Below are 25161 nucleotides of genomic sequence, written 5' to 3'. Positions count from 1 at the left end.
GGGTTAGGAGCTCAGTTCTTCTCGCAGGATCGCGGCCCCAGCGCTCAAGGCACGGAGCTTGGCTCGGGCCACATCCCGCGGCAACGGGGCCATCCCACAGTTGGTGGAGGCCCAGAGGTTTTCGGCATCCACGTGCTTCAGGGCCTGGCGCAACGTGTCAGCGACCTCTTCGGGGGTCTCCACGGTGTGGCTGGCCACATCGATCGCCCCCACCATCAGCTTCTTGCCACCCACCAGCTCAATGAGCTCGATCGGCACGTGCGAGTTGTGAGCTTCCAGCGAGACAATATCAATGCTGGACTGTTGGATCTGGGGGAAGATCTCCTCATACTGACGCCATTCCTCGCCTAGGGTCTTCTTCCACTCGGTATTGGCCTCAATCCCGTAGCCATAACAGACATGCACGGCGGTCTGACAGCTCAGCCCTTGGGCAGCCCGCTCCAGCGCCTGCACGCCCCAGGCCTTGACGTCGTCAAAGAACACGTTGAAGGCCGGCTCATCGAACTGGATAATATCCACTCCGGCCTCGGCGAGTTCTTTGGCTTCGTCATTCAGAATCTCAGCGAACTTCCAGGCCAGCTTCTCCCGGCTACCGTAGTAGTCGTCATACAGCGTATCGACCATGGTCATCGGGCCGGGTAGCGCCCATTTGATCGTTGCCTCGGTGTGGGCCCGTAGCTCCCGGGCGTCCTGGACGAACACCGGCCCTTTGCGCGTGACCTCATCGACAACCACCGGCACCGAGGCGTCATAGCGCTCCCGAATCTGGACCACCTTGCGGTTTTCAAAATCCACACCGTTGAGATTCTCAATGAAGGTGGTCACGAAGTGCTGGCGGGTCTGTTCGCCGTCGCTGACGATATCGATGCCGGCACCGCGTTGCTCGGCCAGGGCCAGCAAGAGCGCGTCGCGTTTGCCTTCGGCCAGTGCCTGGTCTGCCAGTTGCCAGGGTGACCAAAGTTTTTCTGGCTCGGCCAGCCAGGAGGGTTTGGGCAGACTTCCGGCGGAGGTGGTGGGTAGAAGTTTCGTCATCGTGTGGCTCCCTGTGCGTGCGGGTGGTGGTCCGCGTACTGCGACGACCACTGTTCCAAGGTCTCCCGGTGCGGGGTGATGAGCTTCTCCAGGGCAAAGTGGCCCTGTTCCACACCGAGCCGGGAGCGTTCCTCCCGGTCATAGACCACCTGGGTTGGCGAGAAGTCAGTGTGTTCCAGGCTGGGCTGATACACCTCGCCAGCCGGGGTGTGAGCGTTGTAGATCTCGGGTCGATAAATCCGCTGGAAGGTCTCCATGGTCGCGATCGTGGAGGCTAGTTCCAGATCGGTGTAGTCGGCTTCCAGATCACCGAAGTGGTAGAACGCCAGCGGGGCAACACTCTTCGGTGGCATGAAGTAGCGGACTGCCATCCCCATCTTGGCGAAGTACTCATCGGTGCGCGAGAACTCATTCTGCCGGTACTCCACCCCCAGCACCGGGTGTTGGTGCTCGGTGCGGTGATAGGTCTTCTTGGTCGAGGCACTAATGCAGATCACCGGTAGCTTGCTGAACTGTTGCTGATAGGCCTCGGACTCTACGAAGCCCTTGAAAATATTGCCGTGGAGTACCCCGAAGTCCTGAGGTAACGGCTCACCGCGTTCGGCGTACTCGCGGGCCAGGATGCTGAAGTCGTAGTCACGCACGTAGGAGGAAAAGTTATTCCCCACCACCCCAGGGATGCGTTGCCGCGTCTGGGTGTCGATCACGGTGGTCTGTAGCATTTCGATCACCGGGAAAGAGGATTCCTCAGCGTCCTGGGTCGGCAGATCGATGGCCACCGAGACAATCTCGAGCTGGACTCGGTAGCGCTGGCCACTGGCATTACCCTGGGTGATCAACTCATTGAACCGATCATCGATCATACGCAGGGCAGTGCGCAGGTTCTGCTCACGGTTTTCACCACGGGCCAGATTGGCGAAGTTGGTGGTCAGCCGGGTACCGTCCAGTGGCTGGTAGTTCTCGTCAAAGCGAGTGTGATTCAGGGTGAAAGTTATCGCTGTCATCGTGGCAACACCACCACAGCACCCGGAGCCTCGCGGTGAATCAGTAGGTGTGAAGAAGAGATCAGACGCATAATGCACTCGCCCGAGGCCAAGCGCTGGACGCGAAGCCCGGGCTCCTGTCCTTTCATAGGTCACTGCCCCTAGAGCGCCCTCGCATCTGTGAACACACACTAGGAGCACACGGCTGTGTACAAGAGTGTTCGCAGCGGTGCCCGGTCAGTTCATCGCCAGGCGCGAGGCTTCGCATGCGCGCTGCTGGGCACCAGCCTACACAAACGCTCAACGGTCTCTTCGATCATGTCAGCCCCGGCCAGTTCTCGCCGTTTGGGCAGTAACATGTCGTTGCATAACGCGCTTCGACGCGGGTTTTAGGCCGCGTGAGGCCGGATCGGCCGTACGAATTGCTCACCTGCGGCCTGTTCGTAGGCTCGGGCAGCGCGTAGCACCAGCCGGTCCTGGGTGCGGGCCGCGATGATCTGCAACCCCACCGGGAGCCCATCGGCCGGTGACACACCGCAGGGAACAGAGGCTGCCGGTTGCTGGGTCATATTAAAGGGGTAGGTATAGGGGGTCCACGAGGTCCAGAATTCGCCCTCCCAGTCGACCGGCATCTGAGAGGTGCAGTCGAAGGCGGTGATCGGCATGGTCGGTGTCACCAACAGGTCGTAGGTCTCGTGAAAAGCACCCATGGTCATGCCCAGATCCATCCGGACGGCTTGGGCGCTAAGGTAGTCCAGTGCAGAGGCGTGGTGATATTTTTCGATTCCCTGACGCAGCCCAGGATCGATAGCCTCCAGGGCGTTGGGGCCGTAGGCTTGAAGCACTTTGGCGGCTCCGGTAAACCACAACAGCTGAAACGGCTCAATCGGATCACTGATCGGGGGATCCACCTGCTCGATGTGGGCTCCGTGGTCTTCAAACACGTGCACCGCGTCCTCGACCAGGCGTTGCACCTCAGGGTCGTTGCGGCCGAAACCGAGGGTGGGAGAATAGGCGATCCGCACGCCGCGGACCCCGTCGTCGAGTCCTTCGGTGAATGATCCGATGGGGGTCGGCAGGGCCGACCAGTCGCGGGAGTCGAAACCGGAGATGATGTCCATCATCACCGCGGCATCTGTGACTGTGCGGGTCATTGGCCCACCGTGGGCCAAGGTTCCATAGGGTGAGGAGGGATACAGGGGCACCGTGCCGTAGGTCGGTTTCAGGGTGACTGTGCCGGTAAAGGACGCCGGAATACGTAGCGAGCCACCACCGTCGGTGCCCACCGACCAGGGCCCCATCCCGGCGGCGACCGCTGCTGCTCCCCCACCGGAGGATCCTCCGGCGTGTCGCGAAATATCCCACGGGTTGGTGGTGACTCCGTGGCGAAGGCAGTCGGTGAGGGCCTTCCAAGCGAACTCGGGGGTGGTGACCTTTCCGATAAAGACCGCGCCGGCTTCGCGCAACCGTGCGACGGCGGGCGCATCATCGGGCCAGGGCCCGTCTTCGGAGATGAGCCGGCTACCGCGCAGCGTGGGCCAACCCTTGGTCAGGAGCAGATCTTTGATTGAGGTGGGCACACCATCACCGGGGCCCAGGGGCTCCCCGTTTTTCCACCGTCGGGTAGAGTCTGCGGCCATCGACAGGGCCACAGGCCGGTTAACAAGCACGAAGGCATTCAGATCCCCGTTGTACTGGTCGATCCGATCCAGTACGGCTTCGGTGGCCTGAACCGGGGTGAAGTCTTTTTGGGCGTACCCTTGCACTAACTCGCTGGCGCTGAGTTCGGCGAGATCGGTCATGCCTGCTCCTGTCACATCGCCCCACCGGTTGCTAGCCCACACCCGGTACGTAGCCGGCGGTCTTATCCACGACATTGTGTAACGGCTGATCGGCCAACCAGCGTTCGGCGTTGTCGAGGAACTGTTCGGCCAGTGCCTCGCGCCAGCCTGTGACATCCCCGGACATATGCGATGAGATCATCACGTTGTCCAACTCCCACAGTTCTGAGGTCTGTGGGAGGGGTTCTTCAGTGAACACATCCAGTGAGGCAAAACCTAAGGGACCGTCACGCAGTGCTGTGATGAGTGCCGGTTCATCCACACTGGGCCCGCGACCGATATTGATCACATGAGCCCCTGGTTTGACCGCGGCGAGCACCTCGGCATCGATGAGCCCGGTGGTGGCAGGGGTCAGTGGTGCCGCATTGATCATCACGTCGAACTCTCCGACGTGGCCGATGAGATCTTCTGAAAGCACGACCTCGCCGAAGTCCTCATCGTGGTCGCGAGCGCGTCGGCCCGCACCGGTGACGTTCAGTCCGGCGGCGCGCAACATTCGGGCGATCTCTCGTCCGATCGCGCCGGTGCCGATCACCAGGGCCTTGGCGCCTTCGACCCGTGTGGTTTCCCGATGCTTCCACGACTTGGTGTTTTTCAACCGGTAATTGCCGGCAAAGTCCTTGGCCTCGGCGAGAATAGCGCCCAGAACCCACTCGGCAATAGGCCGGTCGAAGATACCTTGGGCGTTGGTGACGGTCACCTCGGAGTCACGGAGCTCGTCAAAGAGCAACTTGTCCACGCCGGCTGCGGCGACGTGGATCCATTCCAGCTGCTCGGTGGTATGCCAGGCATTCTGGACCGCATCGGAGAAGAAATCCCACAACAGTAGTCCGTGGGCTCCGGCGAGTGTTTCGGGCAGTTGCTCGGCGACGGACAACCGAATCTCGACTCGGTCTTCGATCCTGTCCAGACCGGCAGGGACCGGGCTGGGATGGTCCCGGTCGGAGGGGATGAGAATGGTCAACACCGGAGGCGACTGTGACATACATTACACACTAAAAACCCTGTGTGGAGACTGTCAACAAGGCTGAGTCGAAGCCAGTTTCACAGACATATTCAGAAACCGCGGTGGGTTTCTACGGTCCTGAGTTGTTCATGTGCATGCTGCGACTTCGTTTCAAGCCTGACCGAAATGCCACGGCGGGATTCTTCCCAATCCCTCATCTCGCTGTGTCACTGGACTTGACGCATTTGCCCACCGGAGGGCAGCTCACCACCCTAAGTCAGAGCGGGGTCTCGAACCGGGCCCTGGACGATGGACGTGAGGTCTTCTTCCCCTGGGTCGCCGTCACCTCATACCGATGTCACTCTCCCGGCGTCGCGACGGGTCGCCCGCAAGTACTTTTTCGAGCCTCAGTGCTTGACGAAGAGACCCCTTGCAACGAGATACCTCGCTCTGGTTGGTCTCTCCGCTCTCCATGCCGCCAAGCTCAAGCCACAAAACGGACGAAACGAGTCCCTAGGTGACCTTTCTGGAAGTGCCCTCCTCCCGGGACATTCACGTTAAGCCGAACAGGCCGGATCGGCGTTGTGTCGGGAACATGTTCCTCAAGGTTTACTTTGGGCGGCTCCTTCAGCCCTTGCGGTATCACCAGATCGCAACCGGCCGTTGCCCGGTACCGGAACGGTAACCTCCCGTCGTTATCGCACTATTCGCTTAAAGCACTACTGACGACCATCGAGTCGCAAGCGTTGCAAAATCTCGAGGGCCTGGTCGATGCAAACCTCGCTGTCGGGAATTCCCACTGAACGCTGAACACCTTGTATTCAGTGTTCTTGTGGGCTAAATGACCGTTCAGCTACCGTCTTTCATACCGGGGCTCAACACTAATTGAGGCGCCCTGGTTACAGCGAAGGGAGACGGCGATGATGGTCTACCGTTACGGAGCCTCCAAGCCCCACATCGGACATCACGAGCACTCCAGTGCTGTCACGGATCACCTCGCCAGCGCCGACAATTTCTCCTGCTCTGAACAGGAAAAATCGGCCAAAGACCGTATCCGAGATGCAGCGCTCGAACTCTTCGCCAAGCACGGCTTCAATAACGTGGGGCTCAAGACTATTGCGCGCCGAGCCGGAGTTTCTGCTCCGTTAGTGGTCCACCATTTCGGTTCCAAAGCCCAACTGCGCAAAGCTTGCGACAGATACGCCGCTGAACGGATTCGGGCCGCAAAACTCAATGCGGTCTATCGTGAAGGACATTTTCCGCAGAGCTACATCTTCGATGCCATCCAAGAGTCGAGCCACCTTGCCCACTACATCGTCAGAGCCTTCGCTGAAGGTGGAGAGGAAGTCGACGAACTTTTTGATCAGTTGATTGAGGACTTTTTAGTCTATGCAGGGGAAGCCGAAGAACTCGGGCAAATGCGCTCCAGCCAGAATAGGCGTCATCGTGCGGTCCTACTCCTGTTGATGACGTTTGGTTCCTTGGTCCTCCACAAGCAGATGAAACGGCTTTTGGGAAGCTCTCCGATAGACGACCCTCCCGAGCAGTGGGGCCCTTATGTCGCCGCCGTGTCTGAGATTTTTCTGCAGGGCGTGCTTATTCCCGAAGCAAATCCTGACCTCGTGGACTTTGTTGAAAGGTACTCCTCACCTGAGGACTAATCAAAGGAAGGTGCGATGAACGAGAATACTGCGGTGATCTATGCCAAAAATCTCGTCAAGACGTTCGGCTCGGTCCGAGCGCTGGATGGCCTAAACCTGTCTGTTGAGCCCGGTGAGGTGCATGGTTTTCTGGGCCCGAATGGTGCAGGTAAGTCGACCACCATGCGGGTACTGCTCGGCTTACTGCGCGCCGATGCCGGACATATTGAACTCTTCGGGCGCGACCCATGGCGTGATGCGGTCGCCTTACACGAGCGCTTGGCCTATGTGCCCGGTGACGTGGAGCTTTGGCCGAACCTGACCGGAGGTGAGGTCATCGATATGTTCCTCCGCCTGCGAGGAACTTATCACCCAACCAGGCGCGATGAACTGATCGAACGGTTCGACCTCGATCCGCGGAAAAAGACTCGAACCTATTCCAAGGGCAACCGGCAGAAAGTGGCATTGATCTCTGCCCTGGCAGCGGACGTGGACCTGTTACTTTTAGATGAACCCACTGCAGGGCTTGACCCCTTAATGGAGGCAGTCTTCCAGAAAGTCATCCACGAGATCAAAGACCAGGGTCGCTCAGTACTGCTTTCGAGTCATATTCTGGCTCAGGTTGAGGCGCTGTCTGATCGGGTGTCGATTATCCGCGCTGGCCGTATCGTACAGTCTGGTTCACTGACCGAGTTGCGCCTGATGAGCAGAACCACGCTAGAGGTTGAAACCGCCCGTTCGGCCGCACCGCTTGCCAATCAAAGCTTTGTCCATGACTTCCGCACTGAGGGACAACGCGCCATCTTCCAGGTGGATGGCGACCACATTCACGAGGTGATGAGCGACCTGGCTGAACTGGGCGTTCGGTCCATTATGGCGCATCCGCCAACATTGGAGGAACTGCTGATGCGCCACTATGGAGACGATCTCTCCGCACGTGACACAAGCTCCGGCACGACGAAGAAGGTGTCCTGAAATGAGTGTTAAATCAGGCCGAGCCCAATATGCTCGCAAGTCCGCGAGAAGGCAGGCGCCTTTTTCCGGTACCGCCATCCTGCTACGTTTCATGGTGCGTCGCGACCGCATTCGCGCGACAGCATGGATTGTGGGGATTGGGTGTTTGGGCTTCTACTTTGCCCATGCGATCCAGTTTTTGGCCGAAACCGAGGACGAATTGCGGACAATGACCACTATGTTTACTGATCCACTGGGAAGGATGATCAGTGGTCCCGGTTTCGGGATGGAAAACCCAACCCATGAACGGTTATTCTCCGGCGGATACGTTCTTTACCTTTATCTACTCGTTGGGCTGATGAGCATATTTACGGTGGTACGGCACACCCGATTGGAGGAACAGACCGGACGTGCTGAGCTGATCCGGGCCAACGTTGTGGGCCGCCATGCCACCCTGACCGCAGCATTGCTGTTGGCCGGAATCTGCAATCTTGTCGTTGGCCTGCTGATCTGGATCGCAGCACTGTCAGCCGACTATGCTGTGCAAGGCTCCCTGCTGGTCGCCATCGGCGCATGCGCGGTCGGCCTCTTTTTCGCTGGTATAGCTACCGTGGCTGCACAATTGAGCGAGTCCTCCCGAGCAGCCTCGGGCATCGCCGGAGCCACGCTCGGCCTTGCCTTTCTCGTCCGGATGGGAGGCGATGCCGCTGAACCTGGCGGTAGCACACTGTCCTGGTTTTCTCCGCTGGCCTGGGCTCAACAAACTGCACCCTATGTTGAGGACCGATGGTGGCCTCTTTTGATTCCGACTGGTTTCGCGATACTCCTGGTGTGGTTAGGCTACTGGCTTTCTACAACCCGTGACGTCGGAGCAAGCCTCGTGCCGACCCGGTTGGGACCCCGGGTGGCTCGACCGTTGCTGGGTACCCCGCAGGGCTTAGCTCTTCACACCCTCAAGGGCACGTTGACTGGGTGGGTCATCGCGCTGTTGCTGGCCTCATTGATGTTTGGCAGTTTCGCTCAGACGGTTGTTGACGTTGCCGATGACCTCCCGCCGGAGATGGCCCAAGTCTTTGCCGGAGAGGACATGTTGCGAGGTTACTTGGCTTATATAGCTGTGTTTATGACTGTCTTCATCGGCGCTGCCGGGGTTAGCGGACTCCACCAAGTGCGCGGTGAGGAAAACTCTGGCCGTGCTGAATACGCGATGTCGGCGCCGGTGAGTCGAACCGCCTGGCTTGGCGCGCATCTGGGAGTGCTGATCCTCGGGGTCTTGCTTATTCAGGTCGTGGTCGGTGTGGGTATGGGACTGGGGGCCTCGGCCTCCCTCGACACGGAAGGCGACAAGTACTTCGGGGAACTGCTCCTGGCTGGTATTGTGCAGGCACCCGCGGTCCTGGCCTTGATCGGCGTTGTTGTTGGATTACTGGGATGGCTACCGAAAATTGCTCTTGCCGTCGGATGGTTCTTCGTCGGTTTTGGCGCAGTGATGTCCACATTCGGTCAGCTCCTGGAACTTCCCGATGCGCTCGCAAACCTTGATATTTTTGGTCATCTGGCTGAATATCCGGTGGAGCAGGTTGAACTGGCCCCCATCGCAGTGCTGCTGGCGATCGCTGTTGGCGGTATCGTCATCGGATTGATCGGCTGGAACCGGCGACAGGTTAACTGTGTGTAAGCTACGACAGCGGAAGCCAGCACGTAACGGTCTCTACGGTGCAGCCTGCAAAGACCATGGTGGAAGTAGCAACCGGCTGCGGTCACTGACCTTGGGCGTCACCGAGAACCCGAAGGATATTGCCACTGGTCAGTGCGGCCAGGTCGGAGGGTGACCAGCCTTTATCCACCAGAGCCTGGAGCAATCGGGGGTAGCCGTCCACCCGTTCCAGCCCCTTCGGGCCGGTGGGGATCCCGTCGTAGTCACCACCCAGTCCGATGTGGTCGATACCTGCGACCTCGCGGGCGTGCTCTAGGTGGGCGACCACATCGTCGATGCCGGCCTGATCCTCATCGGCGGTGATAAATCCGGGCACGAAGGTCACCATCTGTACGCCCCCGTTGGTGGCCAGCTGGCCCAGCACATCGTCGGGGACATTGCGCGGGTGGTCATACACGCTTTGGCAACTGGAGTGGGAGAAGATCACCGGTTTGGTGCTCACCGCTAAGGCATCGCGCATGGTCTGTGAGGCAACATGGGAGAGATCGACCAGCATCCCGATCCGGTTCATTTCCGCTACCACATCGCGGCCGAACTCCGTGAGCCCGTAATCCACCGGATCGCCGGTTGCCGAGGCCGCCCAAGAGGTGTTGTCGTTGTGGGTCAAGGTCAGGTAGGTGACCCCCAACCGACGCATCATCCGCAGCACGCCCAAGGATTCGTTGATCGAGTGTCCGCCTTCCATCCCGAGCAGGGATGCGATTTTGCCGTGTTGCCAGGCTGCTCGGACCCCGTCGACGGAGTCGGCGATCGCAAAAACGTCGGGGAACTGGTCCACCAGGCGGTAGATGCAGTCAATTTGTTCTAAGGTCGCGGTCACTGCCTCGGGTTCACGCAGACTGGAGGGGACGAACACCGACCAGAACTGGGCACCCACCCCACCGGCCCGTAGGGAGGGAATGTCGGTGTGCAGGGTCGTATTGCCCTCGGCGAGTCCGGCCTCGGTCACGGAGTAGCCATATCGTGCACGCAACGCGATGGCGAGGTCGTTATGTCCGTCCCAAACAGGTGCGTGCTGCAGAACATCGGCCACGGTCTGTGCTGAAGTGCTCATAGAGCACATTCAACCAGACCGTGGCTGAGTCTGACAGGTCGATCTACCTGAGAACGAGTCAGCACGTCTGGAGGTGTCTCGAGACTAGTCCAGCAGGTCGCTGACCGATTCGGAGCGGAACGGGTCGCCCTCGTAGAGGGAACCGGTGGTGCGGGAGTCCAGCCGCTCCCGCACGTTGTCGTAGTCGTCCTCGCTCAACCGGTAGAAGAAGGTTCGTGGCATCAGATCGTAGGCATTCTCGACGTAGTGGGTCACGAACTCGTCAACGTTGTCATCGTTGTCCAACGAGTCCACGTTGACGTAGATGAACAGCGGGCGAGTCAGCGGAGTGTAGCTACCGTTTTGAGCGTTCTCCAGGCTGGGGTCCACCCCCTCGATACTGACGGTGGACAGCTCCTCACGTACCTCGTCATCGGCGGCGGTGAAGTAATTACCGATCCCCATGAAGCCCAGCGCATTGTCATCCTGGGAGATCCAGGTGGCTAGCTGATCCAGATCATCGGTCTTACGGTAATCATCGCGGATCTCGCCGGCTTCACCGTTGACGTGGTGGGTGAAGTAGTCGAAGGTCCCCGAACCGGCGGGGCGTCCCACCAGCTCGATCTCTTCATCCGGCCACTCCTGGCGCACATCCGACCAGGTGGTCACCTCGGAGCCGGGCTCCCAAATGGCCTGCAGCTCGTCCATGGTCAGGTCGCTGGCAAAGTCGTTCGCGGAGTTGCGCACCACCGCCAGGGTGTCCAAGGCGATGGGTAGCTCGACAAATTCCACACCGTTTTCTTCACACAGGCTGATGTAATCGGTTTCAGCATCCTCGCCGGGAATGGCTTCAGAAGCGTTGTTGATCGCGACATCGCCGGTACAGAAGGTGTCGAACCCCGTGGTGGTCCCTTCGGCGGTGATGTCGACGTCGAACCCGCCGTCATTGGCCACCAGCTCGGTGATCGGAGCAACCGTCGTCGAACCGCGGGCCACGATCGGGCTAGCGGCCTCTTCGGTGTCGCCTTCCCCGCAGGCAGTCAGGGCCAGAGCGCCCATGGCGCCGAGTGCGAGCACTTTGCGCATTACTTGTTCTCCTCCCCGGTCTGCTGCGTGGTCTCGTACTGGGGGGCCTCGGCGTTGTCCTGGCGCGCACCGCGCAACTCAGCCACCATGAGTTGCAGGAACTCTTTGATCTTCGACCAGCGCACGGTCGCATGAGCCAGGTGCTCTTCCAGCCGGTCCACTTCTTGGTGCTGGCGGCGTTCGGTCTGGATGCGATGGAGCTCCTCGCGCAACTGGGCCATGGAAGTCTCCGTGTCGGCCAGGACACGTTCCAGACGGGTTTCGATATCGTAGTCTTGCTCGTTGTTATCGCTCATCAGTCGTCCTTAGCTCCTCGAATCCGGCAACGGTTAGAACACGGTGGTGGCAAAGATCAGGATCAGCGGCAGCACCAGGAAAACGCCCACTGCCCAGATCACGGCATAGATCTTGCGCTCGGCGGCTACGTTGGCCAACCAGGTGGCACCCATCGGCGGAATGTTGCGCAGGAAGGGCAAACCGTAGATCACCAAGGTTGCGAAGACGTTGAAGGACAGGTGGACCATGGCCGCGGTCAGCGCCGCCGTGGCTTCCACTCCTTCGAACGCGAAGGCCGAGACCAGAGCGGTAATGGTGGTACCAATGTTGGCGCCCAGGGTGAAGGGGTAGATCTGCTTCAGGGTGAAGACACCGGAACCAGCCAGTGGCACCATCAGCGAGGTGGTGGTCGAGGAGGACTGGACCATCACGGTGATGACGGTACCGGATGCGATACCGGTGACCGGTCCACGGCCGATTGCGGTGTGCAGGACCTTCTTGGCTTGACCCACCATCAAGATGTTCAGCATCTTGCCGATGAAATTGATCACCAGCAGGATCAACCCGATGGCGACCAGAATCATCACGATGCCCTGCCAGGTTTCTGGCAGGAAGCTCAGCACGAATTCGATCCCGTTGGCCAACGGCTCGGTGGCTCCGGAAACGACGGCACCGATACCTTCAAAGATGGCGTTGATCACCGTCACGTCGCTACCGACGGTGGCATCTGCCACGGCCGTGGCCACCGATTCCAGCAGCCCGAAGATCATTTCCAGCGGCAGGAAGATGATCACCGCCAGCAAGTTGAAGAAGTCGTGCACAGTTGCTGCGGCAAAACCGCGGCGGAACTGTTCTTTATCGCGCACCATACCCAGCGACACCAGCGTGTTGGTCAGTGTGGTTCCCAGGTTGGCACCCATAATGATCGGCACCGCCACATTCAGCGGCATACCCCCGGCCACCATACCCACGGTCACCGAGGTGGTGGTCGACGACGACTGGGTCAGTGCGGTGGCCACCACACCGATCATCAAGCCCACCAAGGGGTTCGACGCGAAGCTGAAGAGATCTTCGGCCTGGTCTCCGGTGGCGATCTTGAAACCGGAACCAATCACATTCACCGCAGTGATCAGCACGTAGATCGCTGCAATGACCGATAGCCAGTTGGCAACGCTCAGGGCGGTGCCGGTCAGCCCCATTCTTTCAAACGGACTCCGTTTGGGCTGGCTGTCTTCTGACTGTGCTTCTGTTGCTTTGTCTGTACCACGTTCGACGGTGGTCTGCGACATCTCCTACTCCTCAAGGTGTTCGGTGAAGTGTGAGTACTACCGGCCAGTACCGGAGGTCCGTATAGGGAGACTAAATGTCCTGGTTATACTTTCCTGAACCATTAGGTAAATACGTTATTAACCGGTACAAATATGACCTCAGGCGAGCGCAACTGGGAAACGAGACCCAGAGCGTACCCACCACAGCTTGCCGAGCGGCTATCACTGATCAGCAACTATGGCCCCGATCACTTCCACGGTAGGATCGAGAGTGGAAGCACAATCGGACACAGGCGCGCTTCCGCCCGGTGCTATGCACATCGTTGTTGCCCAATTCTTCCCGCCGACTCGGAAGGGCGCCGACTGACCAGGTAGCTGACTAGGTATGAGCAACCTGCGGAAGGAATCGTCATGGCTCGCAACGTAACTGAGAAGCTCATCGCCTCCCACCTCGTAGACGGCACACTCACCCCCGGTGATGAGATCGCGATGACCGTCGATCAGACGCTCACCCAGGACGCCACCGGCACCATGGTGATGCTCGAACTCGAAGCCTTGGGACTCGACCGAATCCGCACCGACTTATCTGTGCAGTACGTCGATCACAACCTCTTACAGACCGATGAGAAGAATCCCGACGACCACGTCTTTCTGCAGTCGGCCGCCCAACGCTTCGGACTATGGTACTCCAAAGCCGGCAACGGCGTCTCTCACCCGGTACACCAGGCGCACTTCGGCAAACCCGGCGCGACCCTGATCGGCTCGGACTCGCACACCTGCGCAGCGGGAGCGCTGGGCATGCTGGCCATTGGCGTCGGCGGACTGGAAGTCGCAATGGCCATGGCCGGTCAGCCACTCTATGTCACCATGCCCGAGGTATGGGGAATCGAGCTGACCGGCGAGCTACCCGATTGGGTGTCAGCCAAAGATGTGGTGCTGGAGATGTTGCGCCGGCACGGGGTTAAAGGCGGTGTTGGTCGGGTCATCGAGTACCACGGTCCAGGGCTTGCCGGTTTGACGGCGATGGACCGGCATGTCATTGCCAATATGGGGGCCGAACTCGGCGCGACGACAAGCGTGTTCCCCGCCGATGAGGCCGCACGCGCCTACTTGGAGGCCGTGGGCCGTGGGGATGATTTCACCCGGCTGGTCGCCGATGATGAGGCCTCCTATGACATCACCGAACACATTGATCTCTCCGACCTCGAACCGCTCATTGCTCGCCCGTCTTCGCCGGGCAACGTTGTCCCAGTGGCCGATGTCGCCGACGAGGAGGTCTACCAGGTGGTCGTCGGTTCCTCGGCCAATCCCGGGTTGCGCGACTTCGCCGTCGTCGCCGAGATTCTGAACAACCGACAGACCCACCCGCGGGTATCGGTCGATATCAACCCCACGTCCCGTGAGGTGCTGGCCGACCTAGTGTCTGGCGGATGGCTGAGCTCGTTAGTCGCTTCTGGAGCACGAGTCCACCAATCCGGTTGTCTGGGATGCATCGGTATGGGCCAAGCCCCGGCCAGTGGCCGGAATTCGTTGCGCACCATGCCACGCAATTTTCCGGGCCGTTCTGGGACCGAAGAAGACTCGGTGTGGCTGTGCTCCCCAGAGACCGCCGCCGCGGCAGCACTGACCGGACAGATCACCGATCCACGCACGCTGGTCGATAGCCACGGGATAAGCTATCCGGTGCCGGAGATGCCTCAGAGCTTCAGTACTTTTGACGCGATGTTTCTTGCTCCGCTGCCAGCGGATCAAGCCCGTGAGGTAGAGCTGGTCAAAGGTCCCAATATCTCCTCGTTACCGGAGTTCGATCCACTGCCAGACACCCTCAAGGTGCCGGTGTTGCTCGTGATGGGCGACGATGTGTCCACCGATGAGATTATGCCCGCCGGTTCCCGGGTCCTACCGTACCGTAGCAATATCCCCCGCATCGCAGATTTCTGCTTTGAACGCATCGATGCCACGTATCCGAAACGTGCCAGGCAACAACAGGGCGACCACGCGGTCATCGGTGGCGCAAATTACGGCCAGGGTTCCTCCCGCGAGCATGCTGTCGTGGCACCCCGGTACTTGGGTCTACGCGTAGTGGTCGCCCAGTCCTTCGCCCGTATTCACTGGCAAAATTTGGCCAATTTCGGGATTCTCCCTCTCGAATTCGCCGACCCGGCCGATCATGATGCCATCGACCAGGGCGAGGTACTCGTACTCGAGGACCTCCACGAGGCCCTGAAAAGCGGGTCCGAGCTGACCGGAACCATCGGTGAACGCCAGGTGAGATTCCGTCACCGACTCTCAGCCCGACAGGTACAGATGGTGATTGCTGGAGGTCGTATCCCGATGACCGCACAGATGGCTTGAGACTGAGGTCTGCGTATCGTGGTGTTTCATAGAGTGGGCCACTAGTAGGTAAAACAGCGATCGTCTCAGAGCCAACCACGTTCCCGGGCTCGCTCGACGGCCTGGGCGCGAGATCTCGCCCCGGTCTTTCCCATCGCCGATGACAAATGATTTCGGATTGTTCCGTTGCTCAGAAAGAGACGAGCGGCGATTTCTCGCACGGCCACACCATCTGCACTCGCGCGGAGGACTTCTCGCTCTCTCATCGTGAGCGGGTTCGCTCCCCAGGTCCGGGCCTCCTGGAGAAGCTGTGGATCGAACACTCGCTCACCGATAGCGACCCTTCGGATCACACTGATGAGCGCACTAGGTTCTTTATCTTTTGTGACGAACCCCGCGCAACCGGTTTCCCATGCTTGTAGCACGTATCCGGGTCGATCAAATGTTGTGCAGATAATTAGCCGAGTCTTAATACCGCATCGGGCTACTTCTTCCGCCACCATAAGACCGTCTCCAGGCATCTGGATGTCTAGGAGCGCAACATCGGGTTGGTTGTGATGAATCAGACGAAGTGCCTGGTCCGCATTGGATGCGTCAGCCACGACCTCGAAATTCGTTGTGATCTCAATATAGCTTGACAACGCTCGACGAAACATTGCCTGATCATCGGCAAGAAGGACGCGAATCACGGCAACCTCGCGGTCACCACAGTGCCCTGATTCTGGGCACCGTCGATGCTAAGAGTTCCTCCGCAGGCGGAAAGCCGGTCTTTCATACCGCGGATACCATCGCCTGCGATCAATTTCCCGCCATGTCCATCGTCGGCGATTTCCACCCCACCAGCTTCAACGGTGACGGATATCAGGCTCGCATCCGCATGTCGCGCCGCGTTGGTGACGGACTCTCGGATGATCATAGCCAGGACAGGTTCAAATTGGGCTTCCGGAGTTCCCGCACGGCGTATGTCGAGGCGTATACCGGCCGCCTTTGCGGTTGCTTGGGTCACACGGAGTTCTGTCTCCAGCGTCGTCTCGCGCAGATTGCGCACGGCTTCTCGAGTATCACGAGAGATGGTTGTCGCCAGCCGACTGATATCCTCAATTTCTGCCAGGGCTCGATGCTGGTCGGAACGCGAGATGAACTCGGCACTGAGCTGGGCCTTGAGTGCAATAGTGGTCGCCGAGCTACCAAGCACATCGTGGAGGTCGCGCGAGACTCGTTCGCGTTCTCGAAGTACCGCCACGTCGGCTATCGCGTTCTTGGCCTCGACGAGCTGTTCGTTCATCTCCACCAACACCAACACAAGAAAGGTGGCGATAGCGACCGACAGGAGAAGGAGAAAATTCGGAATATGCGCCTCGGCAGTCCCTTGCAAGAAGCCGGCCGCTCCCAGGGCCAATAAACTCACTGTGACCGCACTGATCCCTGCTACCCGGGGCAAGAGGACGAGCATCAGGCAGATCGCTGGAGCGAAGACAGGGGCGCTTCCGGGCCCGAGCGTCACAACCAGGATCAATCCCAGCGTCGCGACGGGCACGACGACAAGAACCCGGAGCGCCGGAGCCCTTCGAGTGTTGGTGAGAAACGCCGCCGCGATGGTCGCAACCCCGTAACTGACGGCGAGGACCGTGACGAATTTTCTGTTCGGTGCGTGTTCAGGCGCACTCAACAGCGCCACCCACGCAGGAATGGTGAGCGCCATGAAGCCCGTAGCAATGACGACGCCAGCCCACCGCGTTTTCATCACGCCCTCCGTTTTTCTTTAGACTCTCTCAGCCACGTGCCGATATCGCCACAGCGCTAGGGTGGTCAACAAACCGAGCCACACTACCAGGATGATGATCGCGGGTACGGCACGCGCGGGATCCACACCGGCTAACCCGAGTTCGGCAAGCCAATAGCTCGGCATCAGCTGAGCGACTGACGTCCAGACCTCGGGTAGTAGGTTCAGCGGCAGAAAGAGTCCCCCAAGTGTCGCTAAGGCCAGCATCAAGACGATGATGATTGTCTGCACGTTGTCCTTGTGGGCAAAAAGTCCGATCGTCACGCCTAAAACCGCGAAAGGCACCGAACCCCACCACACACCGACCGTTGCGAACATCCAGCCAAGCGGTGTCAGAGCGACTCCATCGAGCAAAACCGCCACGATAGGCACAACAACGATGGCAGGAAGTCCGACGAAGACACCGACGATGACCTTTGTGGTTAGGTAGCCACGCCCAGAAAGTGGCGTAAGACGCAGGACTCGATGCCACCCGGTGGCGCGCTCATCAACGATGCGAGTGCCCACGAGCAACCCGGCCGTCACTGCACCCCAGACGCTCATACCGATCATAATCTGTCGTGGCTCAACCACAGAACCTGAATCGCTAAACAGCAGGCTCTCTAAAGCATAGAATACGGCGGGGAAAGCCAGAGTGAATAGTAGCGTCCCCGACGCACGCAGTGCACGGCGAAGTTCCAACGATAAGTAACCGAACATCACAATACCTACTTCTGTGGTGTCATCAAAGTGAGGAAAGCGCGCTCGAGTGACAGCCCGGCAACCTCGATCGACTCGGCCGAGGGCACTCGTTGGACCAACGCGCGGAGAGTGTCGTCCGAACGCGCGCTAAGTAGCGTGACGCGATTATGCCTCCAGCTGGCCTCGACGACTCCCGGTAACGTTGCTATCTGCTCGTGGTTACCCGATGGAATCGTTGCTGAGACCTCTCTTCCCGCCGCTAACTCCTGCACTTCGGTCACCGTGCCATCGGCGATGATCAGCCCGTCTTGTATAAAGACCACTCGGTCAGCGAATTGCTCGGCTTCAGCCAAATGATGAGTTGCGAAGAGCACTGATTTCCCCACGCTCGTGATTTCACGAATCGACTCCCAGAATGCGTGGCGGGAGGCCACATCCATCGCAGCAGTGGGCTCATCAAGCACCAAAATATCCGGGTTCCCTGCGATGGCAAGGGCATACGTCACTCGTCGCCGCTGACCACCGGACAACTTCGTGGAGCGACGGCGAGCCAGATCCACGATCCCCGCGTACTTCAACGTCCGCGAAACCCCAAGCGGATGCTTGTGCAATCTCGACACCATCGTGATCAATTCCCCAACGGTGGCGTCATCGAGGAGAGAAGTAGCCTGCAACATCGCACCAATCGCCCCGGCTTGCACTGCAGTCGATGACGCCAAACCCAATAATTCGACGTTGCCACTGTCAGGAGACGTGAGGCCCAATATTATATCGATCAACGTCGATTTTCCGGAGCCATTCGGCCCCAGGAGACACGCCACCTGTCCGCGCGGAATCTCTAAACTCACATTATCAACGGCAGTGACCTCGCCATAGCTCTTTCTCACGCCACGCAAAGATATCGCGGGAACGCTCATAGTCTTCACCTGTGCACACAGCGATGCCTCAGGCATTTGTCCACCCCGTGGAAATGCCGCGCACCGTGGTTTGTTTGTTCTGACCTGTTGCGATCACGTTGTTCTCTCCCTTCACAAGGTAGTCACAAGCAGAGCAGTGACGATGTACATCGACGACTACTTCTCACTACTTTCTGTAGTATTGCGCTACTTGGGTGTGACCGCTTAGGGCAAATGTCATGAATGTTGAAGTCATGGGTCCTGCATAAAGATCAACCCCAGACAGACAAGGCTTGGGGCTAAACCGTGACCAGCGCTTGCAGTTTGTGAAACATTTCGAGCTGAGTATCAGTAGGAGAATTATTTCGCACCTGAAGCGCCCTGGGTTTTGTTCCGTTTTCTATACGGGGCTTAGGGCTTGTGCCTGGGTCATATGATAACTGGCTTCGACGTCGGTCGGGGTCTGGTAGTTCAAGGCTTCATGCAATCGGGTGGTATTCCACCAGTGGACCCAGTTCATCGTTTCGAATTCCACCTCAGTAGCTGACGGCCAAGCGGGCCGAGCATAAATCAATTCGGTCTTATACAAGCCATTAACCGTCTCGGCCAATGCATTATCGTAAGCATCTCCAGCGGTCCCAACCGATGCCGTCAGACCAGCCTTGGCAAGATGTTCGGTATAGCGAATGCTGACATATTGCAAGCCACGATCGCTGTGATGGACTAACCCATCCAGGGCTTGGTCCTTAGCACTGAGCAGCGCGCGCTCTAACGCTTCCAAGGGCAGCGCATCAGTACGCATCGTCGTGCGGGTCGACCAGCCCACGATCTTACGACTGAAGGCATCCGTGACAAACGCGGTGTAGCAAAACCCGCTGGTGGTGCGCACATAGGTTATATCCGCGACCCACAGCCGGTTGGGTGCTGTGACGCCAAAGTCCCGGTTGACCAAATCTGGCCGCTGATCCGAGACCTTCGCAGCGATGGTGGTGTGGGGTTTTCGTCCTCGCACCACACCGCTGAGTCCCGCCAGGCACATCAGCCGAGCCACTTCGTCACGACCCACATCCCAGCCAGCACGTCTCATGGCATGCCACATTTTGCGCACCCCATAAACCCCATAATTAGCCTGGTGCAGCTCTTTGACCACTGGGATCAGGGCTGCATCCCGACGCGAACGATCACTGGCAGGACGGGCTTTCGCCGCCCGATAGCCACCTGAGGTGATGAACCCACGGTCTGTCGCACCCAAAACACGACAGATGGACTCGACCCCGAAACGATCCCTGAACATGTCAATGTAAGCAATCATCTCGTCGTGGGGCGGTCGAGTTCCGCTGCGAAAAAAGCTGACGCCGTCTTGAGGATCTCATTAGCCCAGCACAGCTCCGCGTTCTCCCGCTTCAGCTTCCGGATTTGCGCTTGGGCATCCGTGGACACCCCTGACTTCTGACCGGTATCCACTTCAGCTTGTTCCACCCAACGACGCAACGTCTGTGTCGCGATACTGAGCTTGGGCGCGGTTTCACGAATCACCACATACCGGCTCGGCGCGTCTTCATCTTCGAGCCAACCAAACACCATGCGCGTGGCACGATCTTTAAACGACTGCGGGTATTTGGTTGGCATAGTTCTATCCTCTCATTTTAGGACGGAACAAAACCCAGGACGGTTCAACGCATCGACAAAACGTGCACGACGTCAGGACCAAAAACAGGGGTCGACGATCTTTCACTACCAGAAACACCGACACGAACCAGATAAACGGGTCCCACTTAGCGAAAAATCGGAGGGCCGGTCGAAAACTCGTCCAGCATCTCACAAAACTGAAAATAAATGTCATAACAAGCAACCAGGGCGCAGTTGTGGCTACGCTTATTCCAGCCGATGTGGCCCAGTACTGTCAGAGACTTCCCGCCCAATGCTCTCGTGGTCCTATTGTGCGTCACCATAGCCGGGGCGTCCGTGGCAGCTCTGCTATGGGCAATCTGTGTCAAAGGAGTCAGGTTTTCCGTTCCCAAACCTTCCAGTACATACGAGATGAACTCGCACAGATATCTCGCCAGGTTGACCTCTATGGGTTACGGACCAAGATCATCTTTGACCTTGTGAGGCCAACAGTTCCCAACGAGCGTGCCGACGAAGCCGTTGTTCATCAGGATTGGGAACCGGTGCGGCTGCCAGCAGTCGTTTTGTGTAATCTTCCCGCGGAGTCCGCAAAATCTGGTCCTTTCTTCCTTGTTCGACGACGCGGCCTTTCTCCATGACCATGACCTGATCGGCCAGCTGGTCGACCACGGCCAGGTCGTGAGTGACGAATAAACAGGCGAAATCGTATTGTTGTTGTAGCTCGACGAACATCTCCAACACTCGGGCTTGCACCGAGACATCCAAGGCCGAGGTCGGCTCGTCGGCGATGAGGATCGACGGACTCAGCGCCATGGCGCGGGCGATGGAGATCCGCTGGCGTTGACCGCCGGACAGCTCGTGCGGATACCGGTTCATGATCGAGCGCGGGAGTTTGACCGCCTCCAGCAACTCTTCTGCCCGCGCGACGCGTTCCTTGGAGTTCCCCTCCTGGTGCACCACCAGCGGCTCAGTAATGATTTCCCCAATCGGAAACCGTGGATCCAGTGAAGCGGCTGGGTCCTGGAAGACCACTCCGATCTCACGCCGTAGCGCCTTCTGCTGCGCCCGAGGGAGTGCGGGTAGATTACGACCGCGCACCAATAATTCGCCCTGCTCCACCTCCAGCAGTCCCAGCACAGCTTTGGCCACGGTAGATTTACCCGAGCCGGATTCACCGACCAAACCCAAAATCTCGCCCCGCGCCACGGCAAAATTCACGTCTTCCACCACCCGGGTGGAGCGTCCCTTCTTCTGATATGCCAGCGCAAGATCTTTAGCCTCCAGGAACAGCTTGGCGCCCGGGTCGACGGCAGGCGAGGCCGGGTGCTGGTGGTCTGCCGGATTGGACTCGTTGACCTCGATCTGAGGCTGACTCAAGGTGGGCACCGCATCTAAGAGTCGTTTGGTGTAGGCATGTTCCGGTTCAGTGAGGATTTTTTCGACTGGCCCGGATTCGACGACCTCGCCCTGGAACATCACCACCACGCGATCGGCCATATCGGCTACCACACCGACGTTGTGGGTGATCAACAAGATCCCGGTGTTCAGCTCGTCCTTCAACTGGCGTAACAAGTCCAAGATCTCGGCCTGCACAGTAACGTCCAACGCGGTAGTAGGCTCATCGGCGATGATCACCTTCGGATTGCAGGCAATGGCTATAGCGATGACGATGCGTTGCCGCTGACCACCGGAAAATTGGTGCGGGTACTCATGGATGCGCCGCTGAGCGTCGGGGATCCCGACTTCCTCCAACAGACGGATCGCCTGGGCTAAAGCCTCGCGACCGAAGGCTTTGTGGTGTACTTGCAGGGCCTCGACCAGCTGATCAGAAACCTTCAGCACCGGGTTCAACGCGGTCATCGGCTCCTGGAAGACCATGGAGATCTCATCCCCTCGTAGCGCGCGCAGTTTCGACGGGGTGAGCATAGTGATCTCTTTGCCGTCGACAAACACGTTGCCGGACACGGTGGCGTTGTCGGCCATCAGTCCCATAGCCGTGGAGCTCGTGACTGATTTCCCCGAACCGGATTCACCTACCACGGCCACTACTTCGCCGGGTTTGACATCGAAGGTGACTCCCTTGACCGCCTCCACAGTACCGAATTCGGTACTGAAGCTGACTTTGACGTCCTCAAAACGCAAAGCCGTCTCCGTCTGGAACTCCGCCGGTTGCACCACCGCCGACGTCGCAACCTCTGGCAAATCGTGTCGGGAGCGGTTGATGATCCACCGTACGAGGACATAGGCGATCACCACCACCGCGGCGATGCCGAGCACCACCAATGGGGCCGCGGAGAACTCTTCTGCGGTGTCTTGTGTTTCCTCGACAATATCCTCAATGTCGGGTTGCACTGCCAGAATCGTGCTCAGGTTCATTTCTTCCTCCTGGAGCTGTTGGACTCACCGTAGGGCTCCTTGATCCCATCCGGCATGCCGACTTCGTTCTTCAGACGGAACGCCCGTTGGATACCACGGAGCCCCAGCACTCCACCCAGGGAAGGCCGCGAGTCACTGGAACGACTCTGCCTCGGGTCGAAAGCGTCCCGGAGCCCATCGCCAATAAAGTTGCCGGCCAGCGCGATGATGATAATGAACAAACCTGGGAACCAGAATAACCAGGGTCTGGTGGTAAACGCGTTCTGATACTGCTCGATGAGCAGACCCAGCGACACCTCGGGACGTTGGACGCCCATTCCCAGATAGGACAGTGTGGTTTCAAGCAGGATGGCGGCCACGAAGGAAAAGGTCGCATTCACGATAATCACGCCGATGCTATTGGGGATCATGTGCTTGATGATGATCCGTGACGGCGTAGCGCCCATCGCCAGCGCCGCTGAAACATATTCTTTTTCCCGAATGCTGAGCACCTCGGCCCGGACCAGACGACACATCCCCGTCCAGGTAGCACAACCCAGCAGCACACCGAGCATGACCACACTCCCGCCGGCAATATTGCCCAGCATGGCGGCGAACACCAAAGTTGGCACCACGATCACAAAGTCGGTCAGGCGCATAATGATCGACTCGACCCAGCCACGGAAGTATCCGGCGATCGCCCCGAGCGCGATGCCAATGACGCTGGAGACCACCGCGGTCACGAACGCTACGATCAACGATTGCTGGGCCCCGCGCATCACCATCGCGAAGTAGTCACGGCCGACGTTTTCCTGCCCGAAGGGGTGCTCACCGAGGATATTGCCGTCCTGGAACATCATCGGCCGTCCCCCGTCAATGATGGATCCGGTGGCCTGATAGTGCTTATCCCACCAACCGGGCACGATGCCGAATCCGATCGAGGAAAATGCCAGCAGCACCATCAGACCGAGTACTACCAGGGAGATCACTGCCGGCTTGTGGCGGAAGAACCGCCGACGGACTAGCTGGCCTTGAGAGTAGGAGTGCTGGCTCTTGGCTACAAGTGTGGCGTCTTCGACCTCAGTAAGGTCGAGCATTTGGTGGTCGTGGTGGTTGCTCATACTCGGATCCTTGGGTCGAGAACGGCGTAGAGAATGTCAGCCATCAGGTTGAACAGCACAGCGACTGAACCTGTGACCAGAATGAAGGCCATCACCGGGGCCGGGTCATTGGTCTGCATCCCGGTGACAAACACGTTGCCCATCGCATTCCAGCCGAAGACCTGCTCGACCACAATGGAGCCACTGATCAACGCCGCGAAATCGAAGGCCACAATGGTCACCAACGGAATCATCGCGTTGCGAAAGGCGTGTTTGAGAATCACGGTCCGCTCGGCCACACCCTTGGCGCGGGCGGTACGCACGAAATCTTGTTTCTGGACTTCCAGCATCGAGCTACGGGTATAGCGGGTGTAGGTGGCCAACGAGAGCAGAGCCATCAATACCGAGGGCAACCAGAGTTGGGTCAGCTGATCCAAGGCAGTGACCCAGAAATTTTCATCAAGGGTGGGCGTATGCGAGCCGATCGTGCTCACCGGCCGTGGCTTGGCCTGCAATAACCCAGGCCAGTGATACATGAAGTGATCCAGCAGAATCATCCCTGACATCAGCGCACCGGTAAGGACCGCGACCACAGTGGCCGGGCCACGCGCATAGCCTCCGATACTGCGCCCGATAACCACACAGACGACGATGCTGAGCACGAACAGCGCCCCCATAAACAACCAGCCACCCGGTGGATCTTCCAGAAGGCTCCAGGTGGCGTAGTAGGCAATCATGCCCAGGGCCACGACCGCAAGGCCGGAGTACAGTACCCGCCGGTGCCGGATCCCGGCAAACAGCGCGGTGAACCCTGTTGCCAGCACCAGGGAACCAATCAGAATGAACACCGGGCCTAACCGCGGGTGAGTCATGAAGTTCACCGCGTTCATCCAGGGCAACACCGCGCAGACGAAGGCGAACATGATCCCACCGGTGATCAGCCGCCGAGCGAGGCTACCGCCGAGAATCATCGGAACCACGAGGGCCAATATGGCGGCCAAGATCAGAATATTCGGCCAGGTAAAGTGCGGGTCCACCATCCAGTCGTTGAAGCGAATAGCCAGCCATTCCTTGGCCAGTACCGCCGCCCAGAACACCGGTAACGACCAGAAGAGAAAGATAAAGAAGGTTACCAAGTAGTCCAGGAGTGAATACTGGCGCATGGCGGTGACGATACCAGTCAGTACCCCGATCAAGATCGCTGCCACGGTGGCGACGAAAACCAGTCGCAGCGATTGCTCGGCAGCCGCAGCAATCACGGGTGTGACCTGGGCACCAGTAATGGTGGTGCCGAAGTCACAACTGCCCGCAAAGCACCCCAACACTCCGGAGAGCCAGTCCCAGTATCGGACGTACCAGGGCTGATCCAGACCCATGCGCTCGATACGTTCTTGCATGAGGTATTCGACATTGTCGCTCTGCATCTCGCGCAGATCCGCCAACGGGTCACCGGTGTTGATCAAAATGACAAAGGACAGCAGAGTCGCCCCGAAGAGGATGAGCACGGTACTGCCCAAGCGCTTGAGAATATATTTCAGCACGGTCTTACACCGTCGCCTTCCGTATTGGACGCTCCGCACCGTAGCGGGGTCCGGGCTGACCGAGGT

Annotated in this window: 20 protein-coding genes; 4 read left to right on the top strand and 16 right to left on the bottom strand. The window is 58.9% G+C overall.

From position 1 onward, the window contains the following. Positions 1-3 precede the first annotated feature (3 nt). The 4 genes from DCC27_RS10080 to DCC27_RS10065 all read right to left on the bottom strand — a co-directional run bounded on the left by DCC27_RS10080 (position 4) and on the right by DCC27_RS10065 (position 4841). Positions 4-1032: a methionine synthase gene (locus tag DCC27_RS10080; RefSeq protein WP_110110465.1), complete on the bottom strand. Its 1029-nt coding sequence runs from the start codon at positions 1030-1032 to the stop codon at positions 4-6. Beyond that, positions 1029-2036 carry a putative oxygenase MesX gene (locus DCC27_RS10075; protein WP_110110466.1) on the bottom strand — a complete coding sequence of 336 codons (1008 nt, stop codon included), beginning with the start codon at positions 2034-2036 and terminating at the stop codon, positions 1029-1031. Before DCC27_RS10075 ends, DCC27_RS10080 begins: the two co-directional genes overlap by 4 nt. Positions 2037-2404: 368 nt before the next feature. Then, positions 2405-3817 carry an amidase gene (locus DCC27_RS10070; RefSeq protein WP_110110467.1) on the bottom strand — a complete coding sequence of 471 codons (1413 nt, stop codon included), beginning with the start codon at positions 3815-3817 and terminating at the stop codon, positions 2405-2407. Positions 3818-3848: 31 nt separating this feature from the next. Next, positions 3849-4841, bottom strand: a complete 993-nt coding sequence (locus tag DCC27_RS10065; protein ID WP_110110468.1) for a D-2-hydroxyacid dehydrogenase — start codon at positions 4839-4841, stop codon at positions 3849-3851. 881 nt (positions 4842-5722) lie between these two features. Between DCC27_RS10065 and DCC27_RS10060 the strand changes: the two genes are divergently transcribed. From DCC27_RS10060 to DCC27_RS10050, 3 genes are read left to right on the top strand one after another with little or no spacing between them, the layout of a single operon-like run. Further along, positions 5723-6463 carry a TetR/AcrR family transcriptional regulator gene (locus DCC27_RS10060; protein ID WP_110110469.1) on the top strand — a complete coding sequence of 247 codons (741 nt, stop codon included), beginning with the start codon at positions 5723-5725 and terminating at the stop codon, positions 6461-6463. 15 nt (positions 6464-6478) lie between these two features. Beyond that, positions 6479-7417 carry an ABC transporter ATP-binding protein gene (locus tag DCC27_RS10055; RefSeq protein WP_110110470.1) on the top strand — a complete coding sequence of 313 codons (939 nt, stop codon included), beginning with the start codon at positions 6479-6481 and terminating at the stop codon, positions 7415-7417. Position 7418: 1 nt separating this feature from the next. Next, positions 7419-9074, top strand: a complete 1656-nt coding sequence (locus DCC27_RS10050; protein WP_110110471.1) for an ABC transporter permease — start codon at positions 7419-7421, stop codon at positions 9072-9074. 82 nt (positions 9075-9156) lie between these two features. Here DCC27_RS10050 and DCC27_RS10045 read toward each other — a convergent pair whose 3' ends face one another. From DCC27_RS10045 to DCC27_RS10030, 4 genes are all read right to left on the bottom strand, one after another. Beyond that, positions 9157-10167 carry a dipeptidase gene (locus DCC27_RS10045; RefSeq protein ID WP_110110472.1) on the bottom strand — a complete coding sequence of 337 codons (1011 nt, stop codon included), beginning with the start codon at positions 10165-10167 and terminating at the stop codon, positions 9157-9159. 84 nt (positions 10168-10251) lie between these two features. Next, the gene (locus DCC27_RS10040) at positions 10252-11232 is read right to left on the bottom strand and encodes a PstS family phosphate ABC transporter substrate-binding protein (protein ID WP_110099053.1); all 981 of its coding nucleotides are present in this window, start codon (positions 11230-11232) and stop codon (positions 10252-10254) included. Continuing rightward, a complete protein-coding gene (locus tag DCC27_RS10035; RefSeq protein WP_110099054.1) occupies positions 11232-11528 on the bottom strand; it encodes a hypothetical protein in 297 nt (98 codons plus the stop codon). The genes DCC27_RS10040 and DCC27_RS10035 overlap by 1 nt, the downstream gene beginning before the upstream one ends. Positions 11529-11561: 33 nt before the next feature. Further along, positions 11562-12797 carry a Na/Pi cotransporter family protein gene (locus DCC27_RS10030; protein WP_110110473.1) on the bottom strand — a complete coding sequence of 412 codons (1236 nt, stop codon included), beginning with the start codon at positions 12795-12797 and terminating at the stop codon, positions 11562-11564. A gap of 390 nt (positions 12798-13187) precedes the next feature. Here DCC27_RS10030 and DCC27_RS10025 point away from each other — a divergent pair, with 390 nt between their 5' ends. Further along, the gene (locus DCC27_RS10025) at positions 13188-15131 is read left to right on the top strand and encodes an aconitate hydratase (RefSeq protein ID WP_110110474.1); all 1944 of its coding nucleotides are present in this window, start codon (positions 13188-13190) and stop codon (positions 15129-15131) included. Between the two features lie 65 nt (positions 15132-15196). Here the strand turns inward: DCC27_RS10025 and DCC27_RS10020 are convergent, their stop codons facing one another. From DCC27_RS10020 to DCC27_RS09985, 8 genes are all read right to left on the bottom strand, one after another. Continuing rightward, a complete protein-coding gene (locus tag DCC27_RS10020) occupies positions 15197-15799 on the bottom strand; it encodes a response regulator transcription factor (RefSeq protein WP_110110475.1) in 603 nt (200 codons plus the stop codon). Continuing rightward, positions 15796-16812 carry a sensor histidine kinase gene (locus DCC27_RS10015; RefSeq protein WP_168186113.1) on the bottom strand — a complete coding sequence of 339 codons (1017 nt, stop codon included), beginning with the start codon at positions 16810-16812 and terminating at the stop codon, positions 15796-15798. The genes DCC27_RS10020 and DCC27_RS10015 overlap by 4 nt, the downstream gene beginning before the upstream one ends. 60 nt (positions 16813-16872) lie before the next feature. Beyond that, positions 16873-17592 carry an ABC transporter permease gene (locus DCC27_RS10010; RefSeq protein ID WP_110110477.1) on the bottom strand — a complete coding sequence of 240 codons (720 nt, stop codon included), beginning with the start codon at positions 17590-17592 and terminating at the stop codon, positions 16873-16875. 8 nt (positions 17593-17600) lie between these two features. Next, on the bottom strand, positions 17601-18491 hold the full coding sequence (locus tag DCC27_RS10005; RefSeq protein ID WP_110110491.1) for an ABC transporter ATP-binding protein: 891 nt from the start codon (positions 18489-18491) through the stop codon (positions 17601-17603). A gap of 379 nt (positions 18492-18870) precedes the next feature. After that, positions 18871-20099, bottom strand: a protein-coding gene (locus tag DCC27_RS10000; RefSeq protein WP_110110478.1) for an IS3 family transposase whose coding sequence is annotated in 2 segments (ribosomal slippage) — positions 18871-19820 and positions 19820-20099 — 1230 coding nt in all. Because the reading frame shifts where the segments join, the coding sequence is not laid out codon by codon here. Positions 20100-20564: 465 nt separating this feature from the next. Then, positions 20565-22475 carry an ABC transporter ATP-binding protein gene (locus DCC27_RS09995; protein WP_110110479.1) on the bottom strand — a complete coding sequence of 637 codons (1911 nt, stop codon included), beginning with the start codon at positions 22473-22475 and terminating at the stop codon, positions 20565-20567. Continuing rightward, positions 22472-23575, bottom strand: a complete 1104-nt coding sequence (locus DCC27_RS09990; protein WP_110110480.1) for an ABC transporter permease — start codon at positions 23573-23575, stop codon at positions 22472-22474. The genes DCC27_RS09995 and DCC27_RS09990 overlap by 4 nt, the downstream gene beginning before the upstream one ends. Next, the gene (locus DCC27_RS09985) at positions 23572-25095 is read right to left on the bottom strand and encodes an ABC transporter permease (RefSeq protein WP_110110481.1); all 1524 of its coding nucleotides are present in this window, start codon (positions 25093-25095) and stop codon (positions 23572-23574) included. Before DCC27_RS09985 ends, DCC27_RS09990 begins: the two co-directional genes overlap by 4 nt. Positions 25096-25161: the final 66 nt, after the last annotated feature.

This window comes from Auritidibacter sp. NML130574 (genome assembly GCF_003185725.2).
Taxonomy (GTDB): Bacteria; Actinomycetota; Actinomycetes; order Actinomycetales; family Micrococcaceae; genus Auritidibacter; species Auritidibacter ignavus.
This window is presented reverse-complemented; position numbering and strand designations above follow the sequence as displayed.

Excerpts from the sequence above, each read along its gene's own strand:
- DCC27_RS10040 (WP_110099053.1), bottom strand. The coding sequence starts at position 11,232 with ATGCGCAAAGTGCTCGCACTCGGCGCCATGGGCGCTCTGGCCCTGACT.
- DCC27_RS10080 (WP_110110465.1), bottom strand. The coding sequence starts at position 1,032 with ATGACGAAACTTCTACCCACCACCTCCGCCGGAAGTCTGCCCAAACCC.
- DCC27_RS10060 (WP_110110469.1), top strand. The coding sequence starts at position 5,723 with ATGATGGTCTACCGTTACGGAGCCTCCAAGCCCCACATCGGACATCAC.
- DCC27_RS10065 (WP_110110468.1), bottom strand. The coding sequence starts at position 4,841 with ATGTCACAGTCGCCTCCGGTGTTGACCATTCTCATCCCCTCCGACCGG.
- DCC27_RS10005 (WP_110110491.1), bottom strand. The coding sequence starts at position 18,491 with ATGAGCGTTCCCGCGATATCTTTGCGTGGCGTGAGAAAGAGCTATGGC.
- DCC27_RS10015 (WP_168186113.1), bottom strand. The coding sequence starts at position 16,812 with ATGGCGCTCACCATTCCTGCGTGGGTGGCGCTGTTGAGTGCGCCTGAA.
- DCC27_RS10035 (WP_110099054.1), bottom strand. The coding sequence starts at position 11,528 with ATGAGCGATAACAACGAGCAAGACTACGATATCGAAACCCGTCTGGAA.
- DCC27_RS10045 (WP_110110472.1), bottom strand. The coding sequence starts at position 10,167 with ATGAGCACTTCAGCACAGACCGTGGCCGATGTTCTGCAGCACGCACCT.
- DCC27_RS10055 (WP_110110470.1), top strand. The coding sequence starts at position 6,479 with ATGAACGAGAATACTGCGGTGATCTATGCCAAAAATCTCGTCAAGACG.
- DCC27_RS10070 (WP_110110467.1), bottom strand. The coding sequence starts at position 3,817 with ATGACCGATCTCGCCGAACTCAGCGCCAGCGAGTTAGTGCAAGGGTAC.
- DCC27_RS10075 (WP_110110466.1), bottom strand. The coding sequence starts at position 2,036 with ATGACAGCGATAACTTTCACCCTGAATCACACTCGCTTTGACGAGAAC.
- DCC27_RS10050 (WP_110110471.1), top strand. The coding sequence starts at position 7,419 with ATGAGTGTTAAATCAGGCCGAGCCCAATATGCTCGCAAGTCCGCGAGA.
- DCC27_RS10030 (WP_110110473.1), bottom strand. The coding sequence starts at position 12,797 with ATGTCGCAGACCACCGTCGAACGTGGTACAGACAAAGCAACAGAAGCA.
- DCC27_RS09995 (WP_110110479.1), bottom strand. The coding sequence starts at position 22,475 with ATGAACCTGAGCACGATTCTGGCAGTGCAACCCGACATTGAGGATATT.
- DCC27_RS10010 (WP_110110477.1), bottom strand. The coding sequence starts at position 17,592 with ATGTTCGGTTACTTATCGTTGGAACTTCGCCGTGCACTGCGTGCGTCG.
- DCC27_RS09990 (WP_110110480.1), bottom strand. The coding sequence starts at position 23,575 with ATGAGCAACCACCACGACCACCAAATGCTCGACCTTACTGAGGTCGAA.
- DCC27_RS10025 (WP_110110474.1), top strand. The coding sequence starts at position 13,188 with ATGGCTCGCAACGTAACTGAGAAGCTCATCGCCTCCCACCTCGTAGAC.